13 protein-coding genes are annotated in these 19,079 nt (G+C 39.3%); 7 read left to right on the top strand and 6 right to left on the bottom strand.

The genetic code is table 11. The annotated features are described in order from the left end of the window. The first annotated feature begins 136 nt into the window (after nucleotides 1-136). The 3 genes from VB693_RS01570 (at nucleotide 137) to VB693_RS01560 (ending at nucleotide 4,136) form a co-directional block, all read left to right on the top strand. A complete protein-coding gene (locus tag VB693_RS01570) occupies nucleotides 137-832 on the top strand; it encodes an acyltransferase (protein ID WP_323264764.1) in 696 nt (231 codons plus the stop codon). Between the two features lie 267 nt (nucleotides 833-1,099). Next, the gene (locus VB693_RS01565; protein WP_190696783.1) at nucleotides 1,100-1,216 is read left to right on the top strand and encodes a photosystem II reaction center protein I; all 117 of its coding nucleotides are present in this window, start codon (nucleotides 1,100-1,102) and stop codon (nucleotides 1,214-1,216) included. Nucleotides 1,217-1,418: 202 nt separating this feature from the next. Next, the gene (locus VB693_RS01560; RefSeq protein ID WP_323264763.1) at nucleotides 1,419-4,136 is read left to right on the top strand and encodes a DUF3769 domain-containing protein; all 2,718 of its coding nucleotides are present in this window, start codon (nucleotides 1,419-1,421) and stop codon (nucleotides 4,134-4,136) included. Between the two features lie 56 nt (nucleotides 4,137-4,192). On the opposite strand, the gene VB693_RS01555 is transcribed toward VB693_RS01560, so the two are convergent. The 3 genes from VB693_RS01555 to VB693_RS01545 all read right to left on the bottom strand — a co-directional run bounded on the left by VB693_RS01555 (nucleotide 4,193) and on the right by VB693_RS01545 (nucleotide 9,979). Further along, nucleotides 4,193-5,698 carry an ATP-binding protein gene (locus tag VB693_RS01555; protein WP_323264762.1) on the bottom strand — a complete coding sequence of 502 codons (1,506 nt, stop codon included), beginning with the start codon at nucleotides 5,696-5,698 and terminating at the stop codon, nucleotides 4,193-4,195. Between the two features lie 42 nt (nucleotides 5,699-5,740). Further along, nucleotides 5,741-8,188, bottom strand: coding sequence for a GAF domain-containing protein (locus VB693_RS01550; protein ID WP_323264761.1), 2,448 nt, complete (start codon nucleotides 8,186-8,188; stop codon nucleotides 5,741-5,743). A 258-nt stretch (nucleotides 8,189-8,446) separates the two neighbouring features. Further along, complete coding sequence (locus VB693_RS01545) at nucleotides 8,447-9,979, bottom strand: SagB/ThcOx family dehydrogenase (protein ID WP_323264760.1); 1,533 nt, start codon at nucleotides 9,977-9,979, stop codon at nucleotides 8,447-8,449. A 464-nt stretch (nucleotides 9,980-10,443) separates the two neighbouring features. On the opposite strand from VB693_RS01545, the gene VB693_RS01540 reads away from it, so the two are divergent. Beyond that, nucleotides 10,444-10,623, top strand: coding sequence for a chlorophyll a/b-binding protein (locus tag VB693_RS01540; RefSeq protein WP_015139003.1), 180 nt, complete (start codon nucleotides 10,444-10,446; stop codon nucleotides 10,621-10,623). A 270-nt stretch (nucleotides 10,624-10,893) separates the two neighbouring features. Here VB693_RS01540 and rpoD read toward each other — a convergent pair whose 3' ends face one another. Then, on the bottom strand, nucleotides 10,894-12,072 hold the full coding sequence (rpoD, locus tag VB693_RS01535; RefSeq protein WP_190696769.1) for an RNA polymerase sigma factor RpoD: 1,179 nt from the start codon (nucleotides 12,070-12,072) through the stop codon (nucleotides 10,894-10,896). 1,450 nt (nucleotides 12,073-13,522) lie between these two features. Between rpoD and VB693_RS01530 the strand changes: the two genes are divergently transcribed. Next, entirely contained in the window at nucleotides 13,523-13,675 is a 153-nt protein-coding gene (locus VB693_RS01530) for a hypothetical protein (RefSeq protein ID WP_323264759.1), read from the top strand. 14 nt (nucleotides 13,676-13,689) lie between these two features. Here VB693_RS01530 and gyrB read toward each other — a convergent pair whose 3' ends face one another. Continuing rightward, the gene (gene gyrB / locus VB693_RS01525) at nucleotides 13,690-15,627 is read right to left on the bottom strand and encodes a DNA topoisomerase (ATP-hydrolyzing) subunit B (RefSeq protein ID WP_323264758.1); all 1,938 of its coding nucleotides are present in this window, start codon (nucleotides 15,625-15,627) and stop codon (nucleotides 13,690-13,692) included. A 334-nt stretch (nucleotides 15,628-15,961) separates the two neighbouring features. Between gyrB and miaA the strand changes: the two genes are divergently transcribed. Further along, nucleotides 15,962-16,861 carry a tRNA (adenosine(37)-N6)-dimethylallyltransferase MiaA gene (miaA, locus tag VB693_RS01520; RefSeq protein ID WP_323264757.1) on the top strand — a complete coding sequence of 300 codons (900 nt, stop codon included), beginning with the start codon at nucleotides 15,962-15,964 and terminating at the stop codon, nucleotides 16,859-16,861. Nucleotides 16,862-16,894: 33 nt separating this feature from the next. Here miaA and VB693_RS01515 read toward each other — a convergent pair whose 3' ends face one another. Beyond that, a complete protein-coding gene (locus VB693_RS01515; protein WP_323264756.1) occupies nucleotides 16,895-17,602 on the bottom strand; it encodes a Uma2 family endonuclease in 708 nt (235 codons plus the stop codon). A 133-nt stretch (nucleotides 17,603-17,735) separates the two neighbouring features. On the opposite strand from VB693_RS01515, the gene VB693_RS01510 reads away from it, so the two are divergent. After that, on the top strand, nucleotides 17,736-19,073 hold the full coding sequence (locus VB693_RS01510) for a WG repeat-containing protein (protein WP_323264755.1): 1,338 nt from the start codon (nucleotides 17,736-17,738) through the stop codon (nucleotides 19,071-19,073). Nucleotides 19,074-19,079: the final 6 nt, after the last annotated feature.

Genomic DNA, 19,079 nt, shown 5'->3' with positions numbered 1-19,079 from the left:
AATGGGTATTTAATAAATTGCTCTCCTAATGATGTATCACTTCAGAAATCTAGACATAAATGTCACTACTGCAACAAAGAAGACATCTTCAATACAGCTTCCGCATTCTTAACACCATTCATCTGATAATTAGGTCATGAATAATCAGCAATACAAATTAAAATGGCAGCGTTTTCAAGAACTTTTTGTAACCACTGCTTTAGGAAATATTCCCAGATTAACCCTTGGGACAAAATTAAGAAATATCGTTTATAGACAGATTTTTGATCAGATGGGTAGTTCAGTCTATATCCAAAATGGAGTCGAATTTATCAGCACTTCCTGTATTGAAATTGGTAGTGGAGCATACATACTTAAAGGTGTGCGGATTGATGCTAAAGGACACCCTAACAACCGAATTCGGCTAGGAGAGGGAGTATGGATTGAGCGCAATGTTGATATAGGGTGTTTGAAAGATACTTGTATTGATATTGATATCGAGACTTTCATTGGCCCTAGTGTCTGTATTGTTGGGCCAGGAGACATCAAAATTGGTAAGCGTTGTCTGATCGCAGCGCATTCAGGAATATATGCTAACAATCACAAGTTTGCAGACCTGACACTGCCAATTAAATACCAAGATGTGACGCGCAAAGGAATTGTTATTGAGGATGACTGTTGGCTAGGACATGGAGTTACGGTTTTAGATGGTGTCACTATCGGTAAAGGTAGTGTCATTGGCGCAGGAGCAGTAGTTAATAAAGATATTCCTCCATTTTCTGTAGCTGTAGGTGTACCTGCACGCGTCATCAAAAGCCGATTAGCAAAAGTGACAGAACTGGCTATTCAATAGTCATTCGGTATGGGGCAATGGTTGTAGGAAATATAATCTACCGGGAAACCTTAGCCGTTAGCCCACGTCTTAATCTCAAATAGAAACAGCGATCGCCATCAAGGACATCTACCTTTTAAATTGTCGGCTAGAGACGACTAGTTACTTAAGTATCACCGTAGTTCTCTCCAAAAGGAACGAGTTGTGGGTAATATAAAAGAGCTATCTTTTCTGCATGGCAGATACTGAGAAAGAGCTTCTTTATCATAAATTTTGGAGAGATCACCGATGGTAAGTTTAAAAATCGCTGTTTATATTGTGGTAGCTTTCTTCGTGGGTATTTTTGTATTCGGATTTTTGTCGAATGACCCAGCTCGTAACCCCGGCCGTCGGGATGCAGAGTAGGAACTAGATAAAGTATCTGTGACTGCCGGAAGCTAGAAAACACCAGACGTTACAGACACTTGCTGAGAGGTTTTTCCTTACAGTTTGGTGTCTTTTTCCGGAAAGCCTGCTGTATATAAGCAGAAAGCAAAAGCCGGGAGAGACAAGGTAAATTCGTCCTTCCGGCTATTAATTGGCTATTTGTTAGGTTGATTGTGTTCCTATGCTTCACCCAGTTCTACCCCCTACACCTCCTCCTCTTGTTGAACCCATACAACCAGCAAATTCCACTTTATCTGCGGGTAATAAGCAGTTTTCTGCCGTTGGCAATGTTGATAGCAGTAGCCCAAATCACCAGGAAATTTCCCCAGCACAACCGGAAACGCCACCTCAAAAACTCCCCATCCAAAATCTTGCTCCTGAAAAAAGTGAAGGGTCAAAACTTAAAATTGTTAATGCAGCGTCACCGAATGAATATGAGCAACCAATTGTAGAGGTTAGGGAAGATGCTGCACCCAATCATGAAAAAGCAGGGGAGCAGGGGGAAAAATCACCCACATTCGCGCAGCGTCCCGCAGGGAGGGGCGTTAGCGGACGGTTTGTACCTTTAGTTCCCCCTGCCTCCCTCCCCCTGCCCCCTACCTCTTATCAACCAGATAATCTTCTATCAGCCGCTAAAAAATCGGCAGTATTTATCAGTCCACCGGAAGCTTTTGCGCCAGAATTTTCCCCTCTCACTACTCATAGTGCGACCAATTTGGGGCAGCCTTTGGTAATTGGTTATCCCATTCAGAAAAAAACAGACTCTCTCACCCAGGTTTTCCCCAGTTCCAGAAATTATGAAAAACCTGTTGTCACCGAGAACTTAATTAAGCAAGAACAGAAAGAAAATATTACCGTACAACAGTCTGGGGATAGCATTAATCTCTCCGTATCTGCCACTGATAGCGCACCTACGAACCAAGCAATTGAAAATGTCATTGAGTTTAAATCCCGCAACGCTACAACCCCACCTTCAGTTCCATCATCTATAAAAGTTTCCCCAAGTAACCCACAAGCTCAAACCGCACCAAATACCCCACCAGTCCGAACCAGAATTGTAGAAATTACATCAGATCGCCAAGAATACGATGAGCAAAGGCGAATTGTCACGGCTGAAGGTAACGTGGTGGTGCGATTTGATGGTGCAGTCGTAGATGCCGATCGCGTGCAAGTTAATTTAGATAATTTAATTGCCGTTGGGCAAGGTAATGTGGCACTCACAAGGGGCGACCAAGTATTACGGGGACAACGTTTTAGCTATAATTTTTTGCAAGACAGTGGCGATATAGAAAACGGTAGTGGTGAGATTAACGTCCCTTCAGCATCAGAAGATTTTGCTTTCTTACCCACGGATATCACAGGCGGAGGAGTTCCCACAGACCCGCCGAGCGATCGCATCCGTGCTAATCAACCCACTACAGGCATTAGCAGTCCCGGTGGTCTTGAATTTACTCTCGGCGGTACAGCAGACGCGAGTAATGTCCCCCCACCAAAATCAGGGGGTGAGGTGAAGCGACTGCGGTTTGAAGCTAGACAAATTGAGTTTTATCCCCGTGGTTGGCAAGCTAGAAATGTCCGCATTACTAATGACCCCTTTTCACCCCCAGAACTAGAGTTACGGGCTGATAAGGTGACAGTGACCAGGGAAGCTCCCCTAATTGACCGGATTACTACTGAGCGACAACGCCTAGTATTTGACCAAAACTTTGTCTTACCCCTTCCCATTAATCAGCAGACAATCGACCGCCGAGAGCGAGAGACAACCCCGTTAATTGTCTCCCCTGGCTACGATGGTACTAGGCGGGGAGGGTTGTTTGTAGAGCGGGGTTTTACGGTAATTAACACAGACAAAGCACGCTTGCAGATTACACCCCAATTTTTTGTGCAGAAAGCAATACAAGGTAATGCTGATCCGGCCTCATTGTTTGGAGTGAAAGGTAGGTTAAATGCGATTTTGAGTCCCAAAGCTATCCTTCAGGGTTCTGGAGAGCTAACTAGTTTTGACTTAGACGAGGTAGACGAGAATTTAAAGGCCAGTTTGCGGTTGCGCCAAACATTGGGTGATGTGAACCCCCACATTGTCAATTGGGAATATAGCTACCGCGATCGCCTTTATAACGGTACACTGGGTTTTCAAACTGTCCAAAGTAGTTTGGGGGGTGTAATTACTTCGCCAGTAATTGCCCTAGGAAAAAGTGGGATTAACCTCAGCTATCAAGCAGGCGCACAGTATATTAACGCCAATACAGACCGCCAAGACTTATTAGAGCCAAACCGCGAGAACGATCGCATCTCCCTAGGACGCTTCCAAACTAGTGCGGCTCTCAGTAGAGGATTTTTACTGTGGCAAGGAAAACCACTAGTACCCACCGCTACTGAGGGATTAAAATATACACCCAGGCCTGTAGTCCCTTACTTGCAAGCGATCGCTGGTGTCACTGGGACTACTAGTTATTATACCAATGGCGATAATCAAAACACCCTCATTGGCACAGTTGCCTTAGTCGGGCAAATAGGACACTTTTCTCGCCCATTTTTAGACTACACAGCTTTTAATGTGACTTACTCCCAAGGTTTAAACAGTGGTCTATCACCCTTTTTATTCGACCGCTCTGTTGATAATAAAGTTTTGGGTGTTGGGATCTCACAACAAATATATGGCCCTTTCCGCTTGGGCTTTCAAACATCAGTTAACTTAGATACAGGTAGAGAAAGCAGCACTGACTATATCTTAGAGTATAGCCGCCGCACCTACGGCATCACCCTACGCTACAATCCCGTATTGGAATTAGGTGGATTTAGCATCCGTATTAGTGACTTCAACTGGACTGGTGGAACAGATCCATTTTCTGATGGTGGAGTTAGATCCGTAGTAGGTGGTGTACGGCAAGAAAATTAAATATTGAGAATTGGGCATTGGAAATATAATCTACCTTGTCTACCCCTCCCTGCCTATCACCTGTCCCCTACCACCTCTAAAGGCAAAGTGATTGTAAATGTAGTGCCGTTACCTTCTGCACTGTTGAGAATAATAGTTCCTTGGTGGGCTTCAACACATCTTTTAACTATGACTAAACCTAGTCCAGTACCCTGGATTGATTGAGCATTGGAGGCTCGATAAAATGATTCAAACAGGCGTGCTTGATCCGGATCAGGAATACCAATTCCTTCGTCTTGAATTTTAAAGGTTGCTAAATTAGTGTGTTGGTCACAAATTAAATCAAATCTAATAGTTTTACGATGAAGAGAATACTTAACAGCATTAGAAAGAAGATTTACCAACATATAGTTTAAGAGTCGTTCATCCATGAAAGCATCCGTTGCTTCACTAGAGCAGTTAAAAAGAATTTCATGTCCACTAGTTGTTAAAGATGTAAATTCTTCTATTAGTTCTTGACAGAATTCTTTCAAATTTAAAGGTGCAGGTTTACACTCTAGCTTGTCAGCTTCTGCTTTTCCCATAAATAATACATCTTCCATCAAATTCTTCATGGATTCAACTGCAATCTTAATTCTTCTTAAATAAGTATTTTTCTTGACTTCTGTTAAATTTTCTCCTTGCAATTCTATCAATTCAACTGCGGTTTGGATCACACTTAAAGGATTGCGAAATTCATGGGAAACAGTAGATATAAAAAGCGATTTTAGATTGTTTAGTTCTTGTTCTTTATGTAAGGCTTGTTCTAGTAATTCTGTTTTACGCCGTTCACTGAGATCCCAAAAAACAATAACGACACCATTTATTTGATTAGGTAATCCCATAATAGGGGAAGCACTATCACCAATAGGTACTCGTTTGCCATCTTTAGTTATTAAAGATGTGAACTCTTTTAAATAAACTACTTGTTGCTCTCTTAAAACTTTGGTGACTGGATTTTCTAATTTAGTCTCTGTAACTTCATCCACAAGATGAAAAATTTTAGATACATCTGTACTTAAAGCATCTTTCTGCTGCCAACCAGTCAAAGCTTCGGCTGCGGGATTCATAAATGTTACAAGTCCCTGATCATCAGTGGCAATCACCGCATCACTAATCGAATTTAACAAAGTTGCTAATTTATCATGATTTTCTCTAATATCTCGTTCTAATCGATGTTTTAAAAGACCAATTTCAATGGCTATGCGTAAGTCTTTAGATGTGAATGGTTTAATAATATATCCAAAAGGTTGGGTAATTTTTGCTCGCTCTAAAGTATTATCATCACCATAGGCGGTTAAAAATATAACGGGAATATCTAAGTGTTCCCTAATGTAACTAGCGGTATCAATCCCATCCATTTCACCTTTGAGGATGACATCCATTAGAACTAACTCTGGTTTAGCTTCTAATGCTTTAGCGATCGCTACTTTTCCCGAAGAAGCTGTACCTATCACTGTGTAGCCTAGTTGAGTAAGTTGACTGGCAATAGTTCTAGCTACAATGACTTCATCTTCAACTACTAAAATTTTTGCTGTTTCCATTGCTCTTTTTTAAATTTATTAAATTAATTAATCAATAATAATTTATTGTGGAAAGCTTATTTTAAATAATGTGCCATTAAGAGATTCTACAGTCACATCTCCTTCTAATTGTTCTGTTGCCAAATCATACACTAACGAAAGACCCAGAGAAACTGGATTCTGCCAATCTAAATCATTCGGTAAACCAACACCATTATCTTGAATAATCATTTCAATATTGTTATTTATAGGACGTAACCTAATGATAATCATGCCTTTTTCTTGATCAAGAAAAGCATATTTAAGAGAATTAGACATTAGTTCGTTGATGATTAAGCCACAGGTGATCGCTTGGTCAATATTCAAATGAATGGGATGAATATCCGTTCTTACAATTATTTTTCCTGGTACTATATGATATGAGGTGATAATACTAGTTACTAAATTATCAATATATTCAGTAATATTAATTTGACCAATATCAGGAGAAGTATATAAATTTTTGTGAACCATAGATATTGATTCAACACGATTTTGACTATCTCTTAATGTTTTAATTAGTTCAGGGTCTTTGAGGGTTTGAGCCTGCAACTGTAATAATCCAGAAACTATCTGCAAGTTATTTTTAACCCGATGATGAACTTCTTTTAATAAAATTTCTTTTTCAGCTAAGGCATTTCTTAATTTAATTTCTGCCTTTTGTCGTTCAGCCAATTCATTATGGGCTTGCTGAAATATGTAAGATTGTTGAATAGCGATCGCAATTGGTACAGAAAGTTGATCAAGTAAATCTAGTTCATGTTCTTTCCATATCCTGGTGCTAGAACATTGGTGTGCTATCAAAAGACCCCAAAGGTGAGGATTGATATCCCCTTCCCCCATTTCTAGTAAAATTGGTACGACTAGGTTGGCTTTGACTTGAAATTGTTCTAATAATTTAATATGACAATTGGTCAGTCCAGCTTCATAAATATTAGCGATCGCTCGTTTTCTTCTCTGGTAATACTCTGCTCCTGCCCCTGTCTGAAAACAAGTATCCTCAATGTCTGTACTCAAAGAAATTGTCCATCCTGGTTGTACTGATTCGGCAACAATTTTACCAATCATATTTAGATCAAACTGATAAACTACAACGCGATCAACTTCTAGTAAATCTCTCACTTCTTGAACTGTGGCATTGAGAATATCTTGAAGATTTAAAGATTGATGTATTCTTTGAGCAATAGTTCGCATTAGTTGCTCTCTTTCAGCTTGAGCTTTGAGTGTGCGTTCAGTTTGTTTACGTGCTGTAATATCCTGTCCAATCCCAATGATTTGACCATTAGGAAGTAGGATATTTGCCCAAGATGTATCTATTAACCGACCATTGGGTAACAAAGTTTTCCAATCATTCCAAGAGCTGTCTGCGGATTGAATACAATTAATCACAGACTGATAATATTCAGGATCAGGGTACAACTCTGCTAAAACATCACGAGTTTGAAAATCTTCTAAATCCAAACCTAAAATACGTTCTAACTCTTGGTTTACCCATTGAACTTTACCATCGGTATTAACAATCGCAATCATTAAAGGAATAAGTGCAAAAATATTTTGCAAGAAGGAATTTTGCTCTTGGAGTTTTACCTCGGCATTTTTCCGTTCAGTGATATCATAAAGAATAGTTAAAATAGCATATTCGTTGTTAAAATTTAAATATTGTAGTGATGCAATAGCCCAAAATAATGTACCATCAGTCCGCTTAAATTGGATATCGTAATTTACTAAAGAACCATTTTGAGCTAATGCTGCTAAAGTTTTTTGTTTGTCATTCGAGTTTTGGTATAGCTCTGAAATATGCCGATTTACTAAATCATCATTAGTTAATTGGAATTTTTGAATAAATTCTGAGTTGCTATATAAAATTAAACCATCTGCTACCCGTGAAATAATTAATGGGACAGGAATAGCCTCGATAATACCTCTGAGTCTAGCCTCACTTGTCTGTAGTGCGTGTTCAATTATTTCCCGTTCTTCGACATGAATTCTTTTCTCTTGGTGTAACTCAATTTGGCTGATTACTTGACTTGCCAATCTATATAATAAAGCCTGTACCTTATGGTTTAAGTACCGTGGTACAAAATCCATAACAGCCAAACTACCTATTGCAAAGCCATTGGCAGTAATTAAAGGAATACCCGCATAAAAACGCGCATGACAGTTTGATAATACTGGAGAATTTTCAGCAAACCTATCATCTTGCAAAATATCTGGAATAACTAATATTTCTCTTTGCAAAATAGTATAATTACCCAAACAAATGCTCCGTGGTATTTCTGATTCAGTTATTCCCACTTTAGACTTAAACCATTCCCGATCAGTATCTATGAAACTAATAAAAGCTATTGGTGTTTCACAAATATCAGCAGCCAACTGCACCAGATTATCGAAAGCTTCTTCCGGTGGTGTATCTAAAATCTGACATTTTTGTAAAAATTCGAGGCGTTGGCTTTCATCGTCAGGTAATAACATTATTGATTGATTACTTATTTTTTCAAAAAGTTGTGATTTGCTTTATTAGTAAAAATATTAAAATAACTTGAGGAGAAGGGAAATAAAACAAATTATCCCAAATTGGCAGTTACTTATTAGGGAGTGTCAATACAAATAAATAATTTGTTGGTATTTCCAGGTTTTATCTCACTAATGAGCCGTACATAAAGACAAATAAAATAGTTACACTAGAGAGCTAGTTATAATCTAAAATTCTTTGAAACCTTGTGATTTATTTCATCGCGGACGACCTAAAGTAGTGATGTAAATCACAGCTTCATCAGCAGGAATTCCTAAAACTTCATTTACTTGGTCATCGAAAAAGCCACCGATACCACTGACACCTAAATTGAGATGAGTGGCAGCTAAATTTAGACGTTGCCCTAAATGACCAGCATCCATGTGTAAGTAACGATAAACGCGATCGCCATATTGAGCAATAGCTGATTTCAGGTCGGCTGTATGAAAAAGCACGACCGCAGCATCTCGACCTAGTTCCTGACCCAAACAAAGGAAGTGTAATTCTCGCCGGAAATTCTTAAACCTGATTTGTCGTAATTCTTGGGCTTTGGGTGCGTAATAGTAACAACCAGTTTCTAGTCCTTTAACACCGCAAACAGCAATAAATGTTTGGATTAAATTCAAATCAAAGTAATCAGGTGCAGGATCTAAATTTTGGTCTAGATAATTTTGGGATTGATAGGTGAAATCGAGTAAAGCTTTAAGTTCATCTAGAATTAACTCATCACCATTGTAAGCACGGGTAGAACGCCGCTTGTGGATGGTAAGTTCTAAATCTGAGAGATGGTTTCCCCAATCAATGGGTGTGGTGGTAGTGGGAACTTTAAGACAGAAAGGAAAATTATATTTATCTTCTAAGGATTTTGGTTGTTTGACTGTAGGTAAATTCAGGTTGCCCGTAATACCAGTATTAATTTGGGTGTAGCAATGAAAATATGACAGAAGTTCACCATCCGGTATGTGGGGATAGTTAGTTTCTGTAGCTGAGGGGAGGGCAGTACATCCTGATGGTAAATTTTGTCTGATATCTAATAAGTCTGCTAGAGGTAAAACAGCGATCGCTCCTTCCTGTAATGGATCTATATAAAGTAAATTATTAACTGCTTCATCAATAAAACCACCAATCAAATGCGGGCGATAATCAGTAATTGCCCCTGCTAATTCTATATTGCCCAATAAATGTCCTGTATCCAAACAAATCCGCCGATAAGCACGGTCTTCATACCGCCAAGCAGAACGATAGAAAACTGCCGTTACAATGATTGCTAATTGGGTATTTTCTAAAGCCGGATGCCAAAAACAAGCTTCTTGTAATGCTTGCCACGTGTCATTTTCCCAATAGTGGGTCAGTGAATGAGTCCGACATTGGTAGTTATACAGCCCTGGCGGTAATAGGGGTGTACCACGAGACACTACATACACTTCCGCAGGATATAATCCCCCGGCACTGGGGGCAGAACGTAAATATACCGTATTCCCCAAAGAAGGCATTCTAGCTGTCAATCCGTAACTGCGAAACAAAAACCGCGAAAGTCTTTGCCACCATTGGGCATTAGGGTCATTGACAAACGCCTCTGGAGTTTCTTGAATATAAGGTTTGAGGTCAATATCAGAACCAATTCTATACTCCTTAAAAGGTACTGGCTGTTTAGCCCAATCTAAACTCTGACTTTTAGCAGCAAGGGTATCAGGGTCATATTTAGTCCGTTCATGATAGTGTTGGGCAATTGATTGGTGTAGTTCTGGCATAGTGCTGGTGATACCGTTATGACATCCTTATGTTGATCTTGGCATTCATCAGTCTCATTATTTCGTTTTAATTAATACAATTGCAGGAATTACATCTGAGTATTTTATCATTCCCTTGAAGTTGAGAAGTCAGAGGGATTGATAGACAAGAGATTGACAGTCCAATTTTTGCAAATTATCTACGACAGAAAAACTATTAGCTTTTGAAAATATTCCATAAAAGTTGCTAAATTCTGCCAATAATCAGGATTATTAATATTGCCATATGTAGGTAGTTACCTGTTCTGATCTGAAATATTTATATCAAAAGATAGATGTATCAAGCTATTTGTTTGATGTATGCGAAAATCGCCGTCAATTTATCGCCAGAAAAGTATAAAGAAATGTTGCATTTCTAAAAAATATTGTTATATTAGTTTACATAAGGCAACAATCCTTAGCAAATTCAGTTTGGAGTGCCAATCATGACAGACACAACAAAAATCACAGCTCCTGTAATCGAAGATCGCAACGCTTGGCGTTGGGGCTTTACTCCCCAAGCCGAAATTTGGAACGGTCGCTTGGCAATGATTGGTTTTTTAGCGGCTGTATTAATTGAATTGTTCTCTGGTCAAGGCTTTTTACATTTCTGGGGCATTCTGTAATACTAGTTTAAAAAGATGCGACAAATAGACACGTAGGTGCGTAATCCACTGCGCTATTACCTAGGTAAATGTGTTGCTTCTATCTTTTGAGTTGGTATAAGTTTTAAGATGTCAGGTTGCCTCGTAATAATAAAGAGATAAACAAAAAACCTGGGAGTTAAATTATCTCCCAGGTTTTTTATTATTTTTAATCAATAGTCGCAAGTCCACAGTCAAGTTCAAGATTGAAAAAGCTTGATTATTTATTGATAATTGACTATTGATTTAGGACTACCGGATATATTCCTTAAGTACGCTATTGCGATTGGGATGGCGTAACTTACGGAGTGCTTTGGCTTCTATTTGACGAATCCGTTCACGGGTAACGTTGAAAATCTGACCAATTTCCTCTAAGGTCTTCATCCGACCATCATCTAAACCGTAGCGCAGTCTGAGAACATCACGTTCACGAGGGCTGAGGCTATCGAGGACTTTTTCGAGGTCTTCACGGAGAAGATTTTTAGAAACTTGATCTTCTGGGGTTTCACCGTCGGATTCAATAAAATCACCTAAGCGGGAATCTTCTTCTTTACCAATGGGTGTTTCTAGTGAAATTGGTAATTGAGCAGATTTAGCAATGAACCGTAGTTTCTCGATGGTCATTTCCATGCGAGTCGCGATTTCTTCTTCTGTTGGTTTACGTCCCATTTCTTGAGACAACAACTTGGTAGTTTTCTTAATGCGCGAAATGGTTTCGTAGAGGTGAACAGGTAGACGAATTGTACGGGATTGGTCTGCTATTGCTCTGGTGATGGCTTGGCGAATCCACCATGTAGCGTAGGTGGAGAATTTATAACCTTTCTCATGGTCAAACTTCTCCGCAGCCCGAATCAAGCCAAGACTACCTTCTTGAATTAAATCTTGGAATGATAAACCGCGATTCATGTACTTCTTAGCAATTGAAACTACAAGACGTAGGTTCGATTGCACCATTTTATCTTTCGCTCTGCGACCAATGTGCAGACGATAACGAAATGCTGGTAATGGTAGTTGTACGGCTTCTGCCCATTCTTTATATTCGGGTTCGCGTTCTAATTGGTCTTGCAACCTATCTCGAACCCGTTCTAATTCCAATAAATCAGCAATTTTCCGCGCCAATTCGATTTCTTCATCAGCACGCAACAGCCGAATTCGACCGATTTCTTGCAAGTAAAGACGAATCGAATCTTCAGTGTAGTGCTTCTTCTTGCTTTGTGTCCGACGACGCGATTTAGCGGCTTTTCCAGACTTTGCGTCGTCCTCATCAGACTGAGGCTCTAAAAAATCATCAATTTCGCCTTCATCGGTAAGCAGCAAGTCCTCTTCTTCTTCTTCAATTAAGAGGTCTTCTAACTCGATTTCTTCAGGCTGATTCATTATTTCTAGGTCAGGCTGATAAATGCTATCGAGTACGTTGTTAGCCTGGTTCATGCCGCGTTCCTCATGCTCCTTGCAGAATCAATTACTCAAGACTTGGTTACTGCTCTTTTTAAATTGAGCTAGTTAATAAACAATAGGGTTTTAGATTGATTACCCTGGTGTTTTTAGGAAGTTTTGCTCTTCCTTAACGAATGGGAAAAGCCGCAGTGGATGCTGACTTACTCACCTATCAATGCCAGCCAAAATTGTTGCTTTCGCATACAACTTTTAACTGGCTTCTCTAAAAAAACTTGTCTTGATCAAAAAATTTATCCCTCGGTATAAATGAATTATGGCTGTGGGCATATTTTCCTATAAAGACTGTTTCGATTGTAGCCTGTTTCACAAAAATTGCACTTTTTTTGTGTGTTAATCATGAAGTCATTAAGCAAGGTAAAGCCACTAATATCAAAAAGACATTAAACATGGTAGTGATGCACTTAAATTTTCTCTAAAGTTTTTTTGAATTGCAGTGGCATTATCTTTATATTCTTAGGAATTTAAAGCTGTCTTTACATAATTTTATGTATTATGTAAAACACAAATTACCTAGAATATAGTGTATTTCATGTTAACTTATTCCAGAAGCATTGAGTCACCCATTTTTACAATTCCTTCATAAAACAGTCAGTCCGGAGAATTGGGTAAGACTTCCAATTAAATCAAGATACCAATGGAGTTAGTTCTTGTCTTTAAAGACGGAACTTTTTACGTGTCAACCGCCTTTACTAGCTAGTAAAGGTTTTGGACACTACCCCAATGGCAGTTGGTTGAGATTTCAGAAATTCAGCCTTATTCACACATTAGCGCAATGCTGAGATTTCACACCTCTGAATCTTGACAAACTTTGATTATTGTATCCAACGATATTTTAATCAATTAAAAAGGGATTTGACAGTTGGGATTACAGATATTTGCTGACTTAAAGCAAAACTTTATCTAATACAGATGAAATTATAGCTCTCAAAAAGTTAAAGAGAGAACATATTAGCTAGCTAGTATCAGACTATTGTCTACTTTAGGCATCTGTATAAGGGGATGCTTAATTTTGGTCTTCATCTTCAGGTTTAACCTATTTCCAATCTGGTAGGTTGTCAAAAAATTGCAATAAATTCGGCTTATGTCCTGGAAAATATTGTGATTTCGTCATCTTTGATGCTGAAGAAACTCGGATAGTTATACTAGTCTGATTAATACAGAGCTTTGCTATCCCAGCTTAACAAATGCTGTTTCCGATGGTGGCATTAATGAGCTTGGTAACTAAAAATTAATATTTTTTTGAATTATTCAAGCAATAACAAACAATATTCAATCAATTTGGAAAAGTTACTTGACATGAAAACAGTTTTGTGCATTTTGATATCAATAAAAATTGATGATGTAGTTAATGATTCCTTAATGTATATTATCAAACAATTTTCCTTAACTAAAAAAACAAAACAAATTTCCCGGACTGACTTCCTTGGTAGATATCCTGCACGCTGAAGATTTTTTCTTTGTGAAGTTACTGTATTATTGGTGGCGTTGGCGTGGTGAGGCGATGAGGGTAGAGGTGAGCATTGACAATAAATGGGTAATTGATGTTTACCAATTACCCATGCAGAAGTTTATTTGAGGCTAGTCAGCTGATTAGATATCGAGATCGTGGAGGTTTAGTTTAGAACCATAGGTTTCGATAAATTCACGTCTAGGTGCAACGCGATCGCCCATTAAAATTGTAAAGATGCGATCTGCTTCAGCTGCATCTTCAATTTCTACGCGTTTGAGAGTGCGGCTTTGGGGATTCATAGTGGTATCCCAAAGTTGTGCAGGCATCATTTCACCCAAACCTTTAAAGCGTTGGATGGTATAGTTGGCATTAGCTGGGAATTTGGCGATTATTGCTTGCAGTTCGCGATCGCTATAACAATAATCATGATTACGTCCCCGTTCTATTTTATATAATGGGGGACAAGCGATATAGATAAAGCCTTGTTCGATGAGCGCTCGCTGGTATCGATAGAAGAATGTCAGTAAGAGTGTGCGGATGTGCGCCCCATCTACGTCCGCGTCTGTCATAATAACGATGCGGTGATAACGTAGTTGGGTGGAATCGAATTCGTCACCTTTGACTCCCAAACCCAAGGCTGTGATTAAAGCCTGGACTTCATTATTCTTATAGATTTTGGAGTCGTCAGTTTTCTCGATATTGAGAATTTTACCCCGTAGAGGCAAGATTGCTTGAGTACGGCGATCTCGTCCTTGTTTAGCACTACCACCCGCAGAATCCCCTTCCACTATAAATATTTCCGATTCACTAGGATCACGGGAACTGCAATCTGCTAATTTACCAGGTAATGGAGAAGATTCTAATACTGATTTGCGTCGTACTAACTCCCGCGCGTGGCGTGCAGCTTCTGCGGCTTTGAAAGCTTGAATAGCTTTATCTAATATAGAGTCTGCTATACCGGGACGAAATTCTAGATACTCTGTGAGAACCTCACCTACTAAAGAATCGACAATACCCCGAACTTCAGTGTTACCGAGTTTAGTTTTGGTTTGTCCTTCAAATTCTGGGTCTGGTACTTTTACAGAAATAACCGCCGTTAAACCTTCCCGGACGTGTTCACCACTGAGGTTAGGTTCGTTCTCTTTAATTTTATTACGCTTGCGAGCGATCGCATTTAACGTTCTGGTTAAAACAGCTTTTAAACCTTCTAAGTGTGTACCACCATCAACAGTACGAATATTGTTGGCAAAACCTAGGACATTGTCTGTGTAAGCATCTGTACACCACTGCAAAGAGACTTCTATTTGTACGTTATTGCGTTCTCCCTGCACATAAATAATTTCTTCATGCAGTGGCTGCTTTTCGCGGTTCATGTAAGCGATATATTCCCGAATCCCACCCTTATACTCGTAGCTTTCTACCTTGGGTGTATCGCTTTTAATAACGTCTAAACGGTGATCGGTAAAGGTAATTTTCACCCCTGCATTCAAATACGCTAATTCGCGTAATCGAGATGATAGGGTAATGTAATCAAACTCAGTATTAGTGGTAAAGATTTGCGGATCTGGCTTAAAGCTGACAGATGTACCTGTTCTTGCTTCCTTATAAGGCTTGGCTATGAGTTCCGTGACAGGAACACCCCGTTCATATCGCTGAGTGTGAACCTTGCTATCTCGCCAAACGGTTACTTCTACAACTTCCGATAAGGCATTAACGACAGAAATCCCAACCCCGTGCAATCCCCCAGAAACTTTATAACCACCGCCGCCAAACTTACCCCCAGCGTGCAGTACGGTTAACACAGTTTCTAAGGCCGATCTCCCCGTGCGTGAGTGAGTATCAATTGGAATACCGCGGCCATCATCTGTCACCGTCACTGATCCATCAGCATTGAGGTCAACTTCTATATGAGTACAGTGACCTGCTAATGCTTCATCAATAGAGTTATCGACCACCTCATAAACTAAATGGTGGAGTCCTCGCGGGCCGGTAGAACCGATGTACATCCCCGGTCGTTTGCGGACGGCTTCCAGACCTTCCAGAACTTGAATCTGATCGGCACTGTAACTGCTCGTCATGAAAATTCTCCTGATGCGTGGGGTTGAAATCGCCCAAAGGCTGTAAAGTCAAAACACCCCAAAATTTTAACACAAAAGCCTTGATGGCGACTGTAGGGCATTTTTATGAGAAGTTTATATAGGGGATGTATCCCCATAAGTTTTTTGAATTAATTCCCTGAATATTTCAAATTTTACAGATTCATGACATAGGCTATGGGTTTTTGAGCATGAGAGATGAAGACTTTGTAGTGTCGAGTGTAAAAAGAGCAAAAGGCTTCAGAATTTTAGCACAGAGGGGACTGGAGACTGGGAACTAGTGAAACAAGGTAGAAAAACTTATGACTGTTGACTAATGACTAAATTAATCGTAATTTGTGGTGCTACGGCGACGGGTAAGTCTGGTTTGGCTTTGAATTTGGCTATGCGGCTGGGTTCTGTAATTCTGAGTGCTGATTCCCGTCAGGTTTACCGTGAGTTTAATATTGGTACGGCGAAGCCAACATTCAGGGAACAACAACTAGTCCCACATTATTTAGTAGATATCTGCGCTCCCCAAGAGATAATGACGGTAGCAGACTATCAAGAACAAGCACAAAACTTAATTAATTCTCTTGATGTGTCTCCACTATTATTGGTGGGAGGTACTGGTTTATATATTCGCTCTATTGTGCATGGGATGAAGATTCCTAGAGTTGCACCAAATTATGAATTGCGATCGCAACTCGAATCTCTCGGACAAACTACACTCTACGGTATATTGCAGCAAGTGGATCTGACTGCTGCACAAAAAATTCATCCGAATGATCCTGTGCGAACTTTACGAGCTTTAGAAGTATTTTATGTGACAGGAATTCCAATTTCTGAGCAGCAAGGGGAAAATCCCCCAGATTATCCGATTTTGCAGATTGGGTTAGATTGTGATGTAGAGAAATTAGCACAGCGTATTTACAAGCGTACTGAGCAAATGGTACAAGATGGTTTAGTTGCCGAGGTAGAATATCTTTGTCAAAAATATGGTGCTGATTTACCTTTATTAAATACTTTAGGATATCAAGAAATCAAGCAATATTTACGGGGTGAAATTTCCTTAGATGCAGCCAAAGAATTAACAGTTTTGCATACAAGACAATTTGCCAAACGCCAACGCACTTGGTTTAGAGCCTATCCCAAAATTGAATGGTTTGATGCTAATGATCCTGATTTATTAGAGAGTGTTTGGCAGCGTGTACAAGAATTTATCAACAATGTGTAGAGACATTTTATTCAACGTCTCTACGTATGCTTTTTACAGCGTATCAGGATCAATTCCCATTGCTCGCAGCCTTTCTGCTAGTAATTGAGCGCGTTCTTCTGCTTGTTCAGCACGTTGTCGTTGCTGTTGAGCGAGTTCATCACCAGTCAGTAAAACACTACCATCTTGATAGCACCAACGTAACCAAGTATCATGTCTACCTTCAAATTCGCCTTCCCAGAGAGTCACACCTAAACCCACTTGTTCTAGCCAAGTTTCGGAGGTTTCAAAATAGCGTCTTCCCCTCAATTCATAAACCCGCAGTATTTTTTCTCCTAATTGCTGAGTTGAATCATACACAATATAATAACTTACCCGCATTTGTTCATAAATTTGCAGCTTTTTACTAAGTTCGTCACCTTCTTGATTAGAAACAATTTCAATCACGACTTCTGGAGGTTTACCAAACCGCCAAACCATATAACAACGATTTTGCTTCTCCCACCAATTTGCAGGAGTCTGGACATCCAAGCTGAGGAAAATATCGGGTACAATTGAAGGCTGTTTGTCTGCGTGATAAATACCAACGTTAGCTTCAGCTAAAAAAGTCTGATTTTGTAATGAACTGTAAAGAGAGCCGACTAATAAGCGTTGTTGTTTGGCAGATGCAAAATTGTCCACAGGTGTATCATCTTCAGTAATTAACTGGTTGGCATCTGGTACATAGAAATCATCATTATTTATGAGAAGTTGCTCAACCATGATTTTATCCATTGATTTAAGAGCGTTATTTCTAGATTAATTGATGGGAAGTGAGATGGTATTTAATAATTTACCTACAATAACTGAGTAGGCTGTGTCAAAATCTACAAATGTAGGTCTGTAGAGCAGCATAATGATTGGATACATACTGCGGCGACGTTATAAAATTATCGAAAAATTAGGATCAGGTGGATTCGGAGAAACCTATTTGGCTGAATACCCAGAGGATCTACCCGTCAGCCCAAAGTATAAATGTGTTATCAAGCGGCTTACTAGACCTCAAACTCCAGATTTAGATACAGAAGAAAGATTTAAAAAGGAAGCAGCCATACTATTTAAATTGGGTAAGGAACATTCCCAAATCCCTGAACTGTATGACTTCTTTGAAGAGAATAAAGAACTGTATCTTGTCCAAGAACGTATTGAAGGGCATGATCTGAGTTACGAAATAGAACAGGGAAAACCTTGGAGTGAAGCTGATGTAATTCAACTTCTACAAGATATTCTAGAAGTGCTAACCTTTGTTCATCAAAATAATGTAATTCATCGAGATATCAAACCATTGAACTTGATGCGGCGGTATTCCGATAATAAACTTGTCCTTATTGATTTTGGCATCATAAAAGAAATTAGCACTTTAGGGGTTAATGCTCAGGGAAAAATCAGTAGTACAGTACCAATTGGTACTCGTGGTTATATGCCAAGTGAGCAGTTTCATGGTCATCCCAGATTATGTAGTGATGTATATGCACTGGGAATGACTGCGATTCAAGTTTTAACTGGAGTATTACCACAAGAACTAAGAATAGATCCTGATACATTAGAAGTTGTCTGGCGAGAAAAAGCTCAAGTGAGTGACTGGCTAGCAGAAATTTTAACCAAAATGGTGCGGTACAATTTCAGCCAGCGATACGCAGATGCAGGTGAGGCACTGGAAGCGTTAAATCAAGCTATTGTACTTTCGGTCTCTCCAACTGTTTCCCGAAGACTAGGATTGATAATAATTGGTAAAAAGTTTGGTTATTGTGATAGAAAATCCAAACAAATAGTTATCAAACCCCAGTTTGATTTCGCCCGTTCCTTTGACGAGGATCTGGCATCGGTCACAATTAGTAATAAGTGGGGATATATCAATAAGAGTGGGCATTTAGTAATTAAACCTTATTTTGATTTTGGACAGCAATTTTCAGAAGGGTTAGCAGCAGTTAAGATTAGTGAAAAGTGGGGTTATATCGACAATAATGGACAACTAATCATACCAACAAAGTTTGATTCAGCTTCAAAATTTTCAGAAGGATTAGCATCAGTCAAATTTGCTAACAAGTGGGGCTATATCAACAAGAATGGGCATATGAGAATCTTGCCTCAGTTTGATTCAGCTTCTAACTTTTCAGAAGGACTAGCATCAGTTAAACTTGCTAACAAGTGGGGCTATATTAACAAAAATGCACAGATGATAATCCTGCCTTAGTTTGAT

This window comes from Anabaena sp. UHCC 0399 (genome assembly GCF_034931465.1).
Taxonomy (GTDB): Bacteria; Cyanobacteriota; Cyanobacteriia; order Cyanobacteriales; family Nostocaceae; genus Trichormus; species Trichormus minutissimus.
Note: the sequence above shows the minus strand (reverse complement) of the source record. Positions and strands in the feature narration are given on the sequence as shown.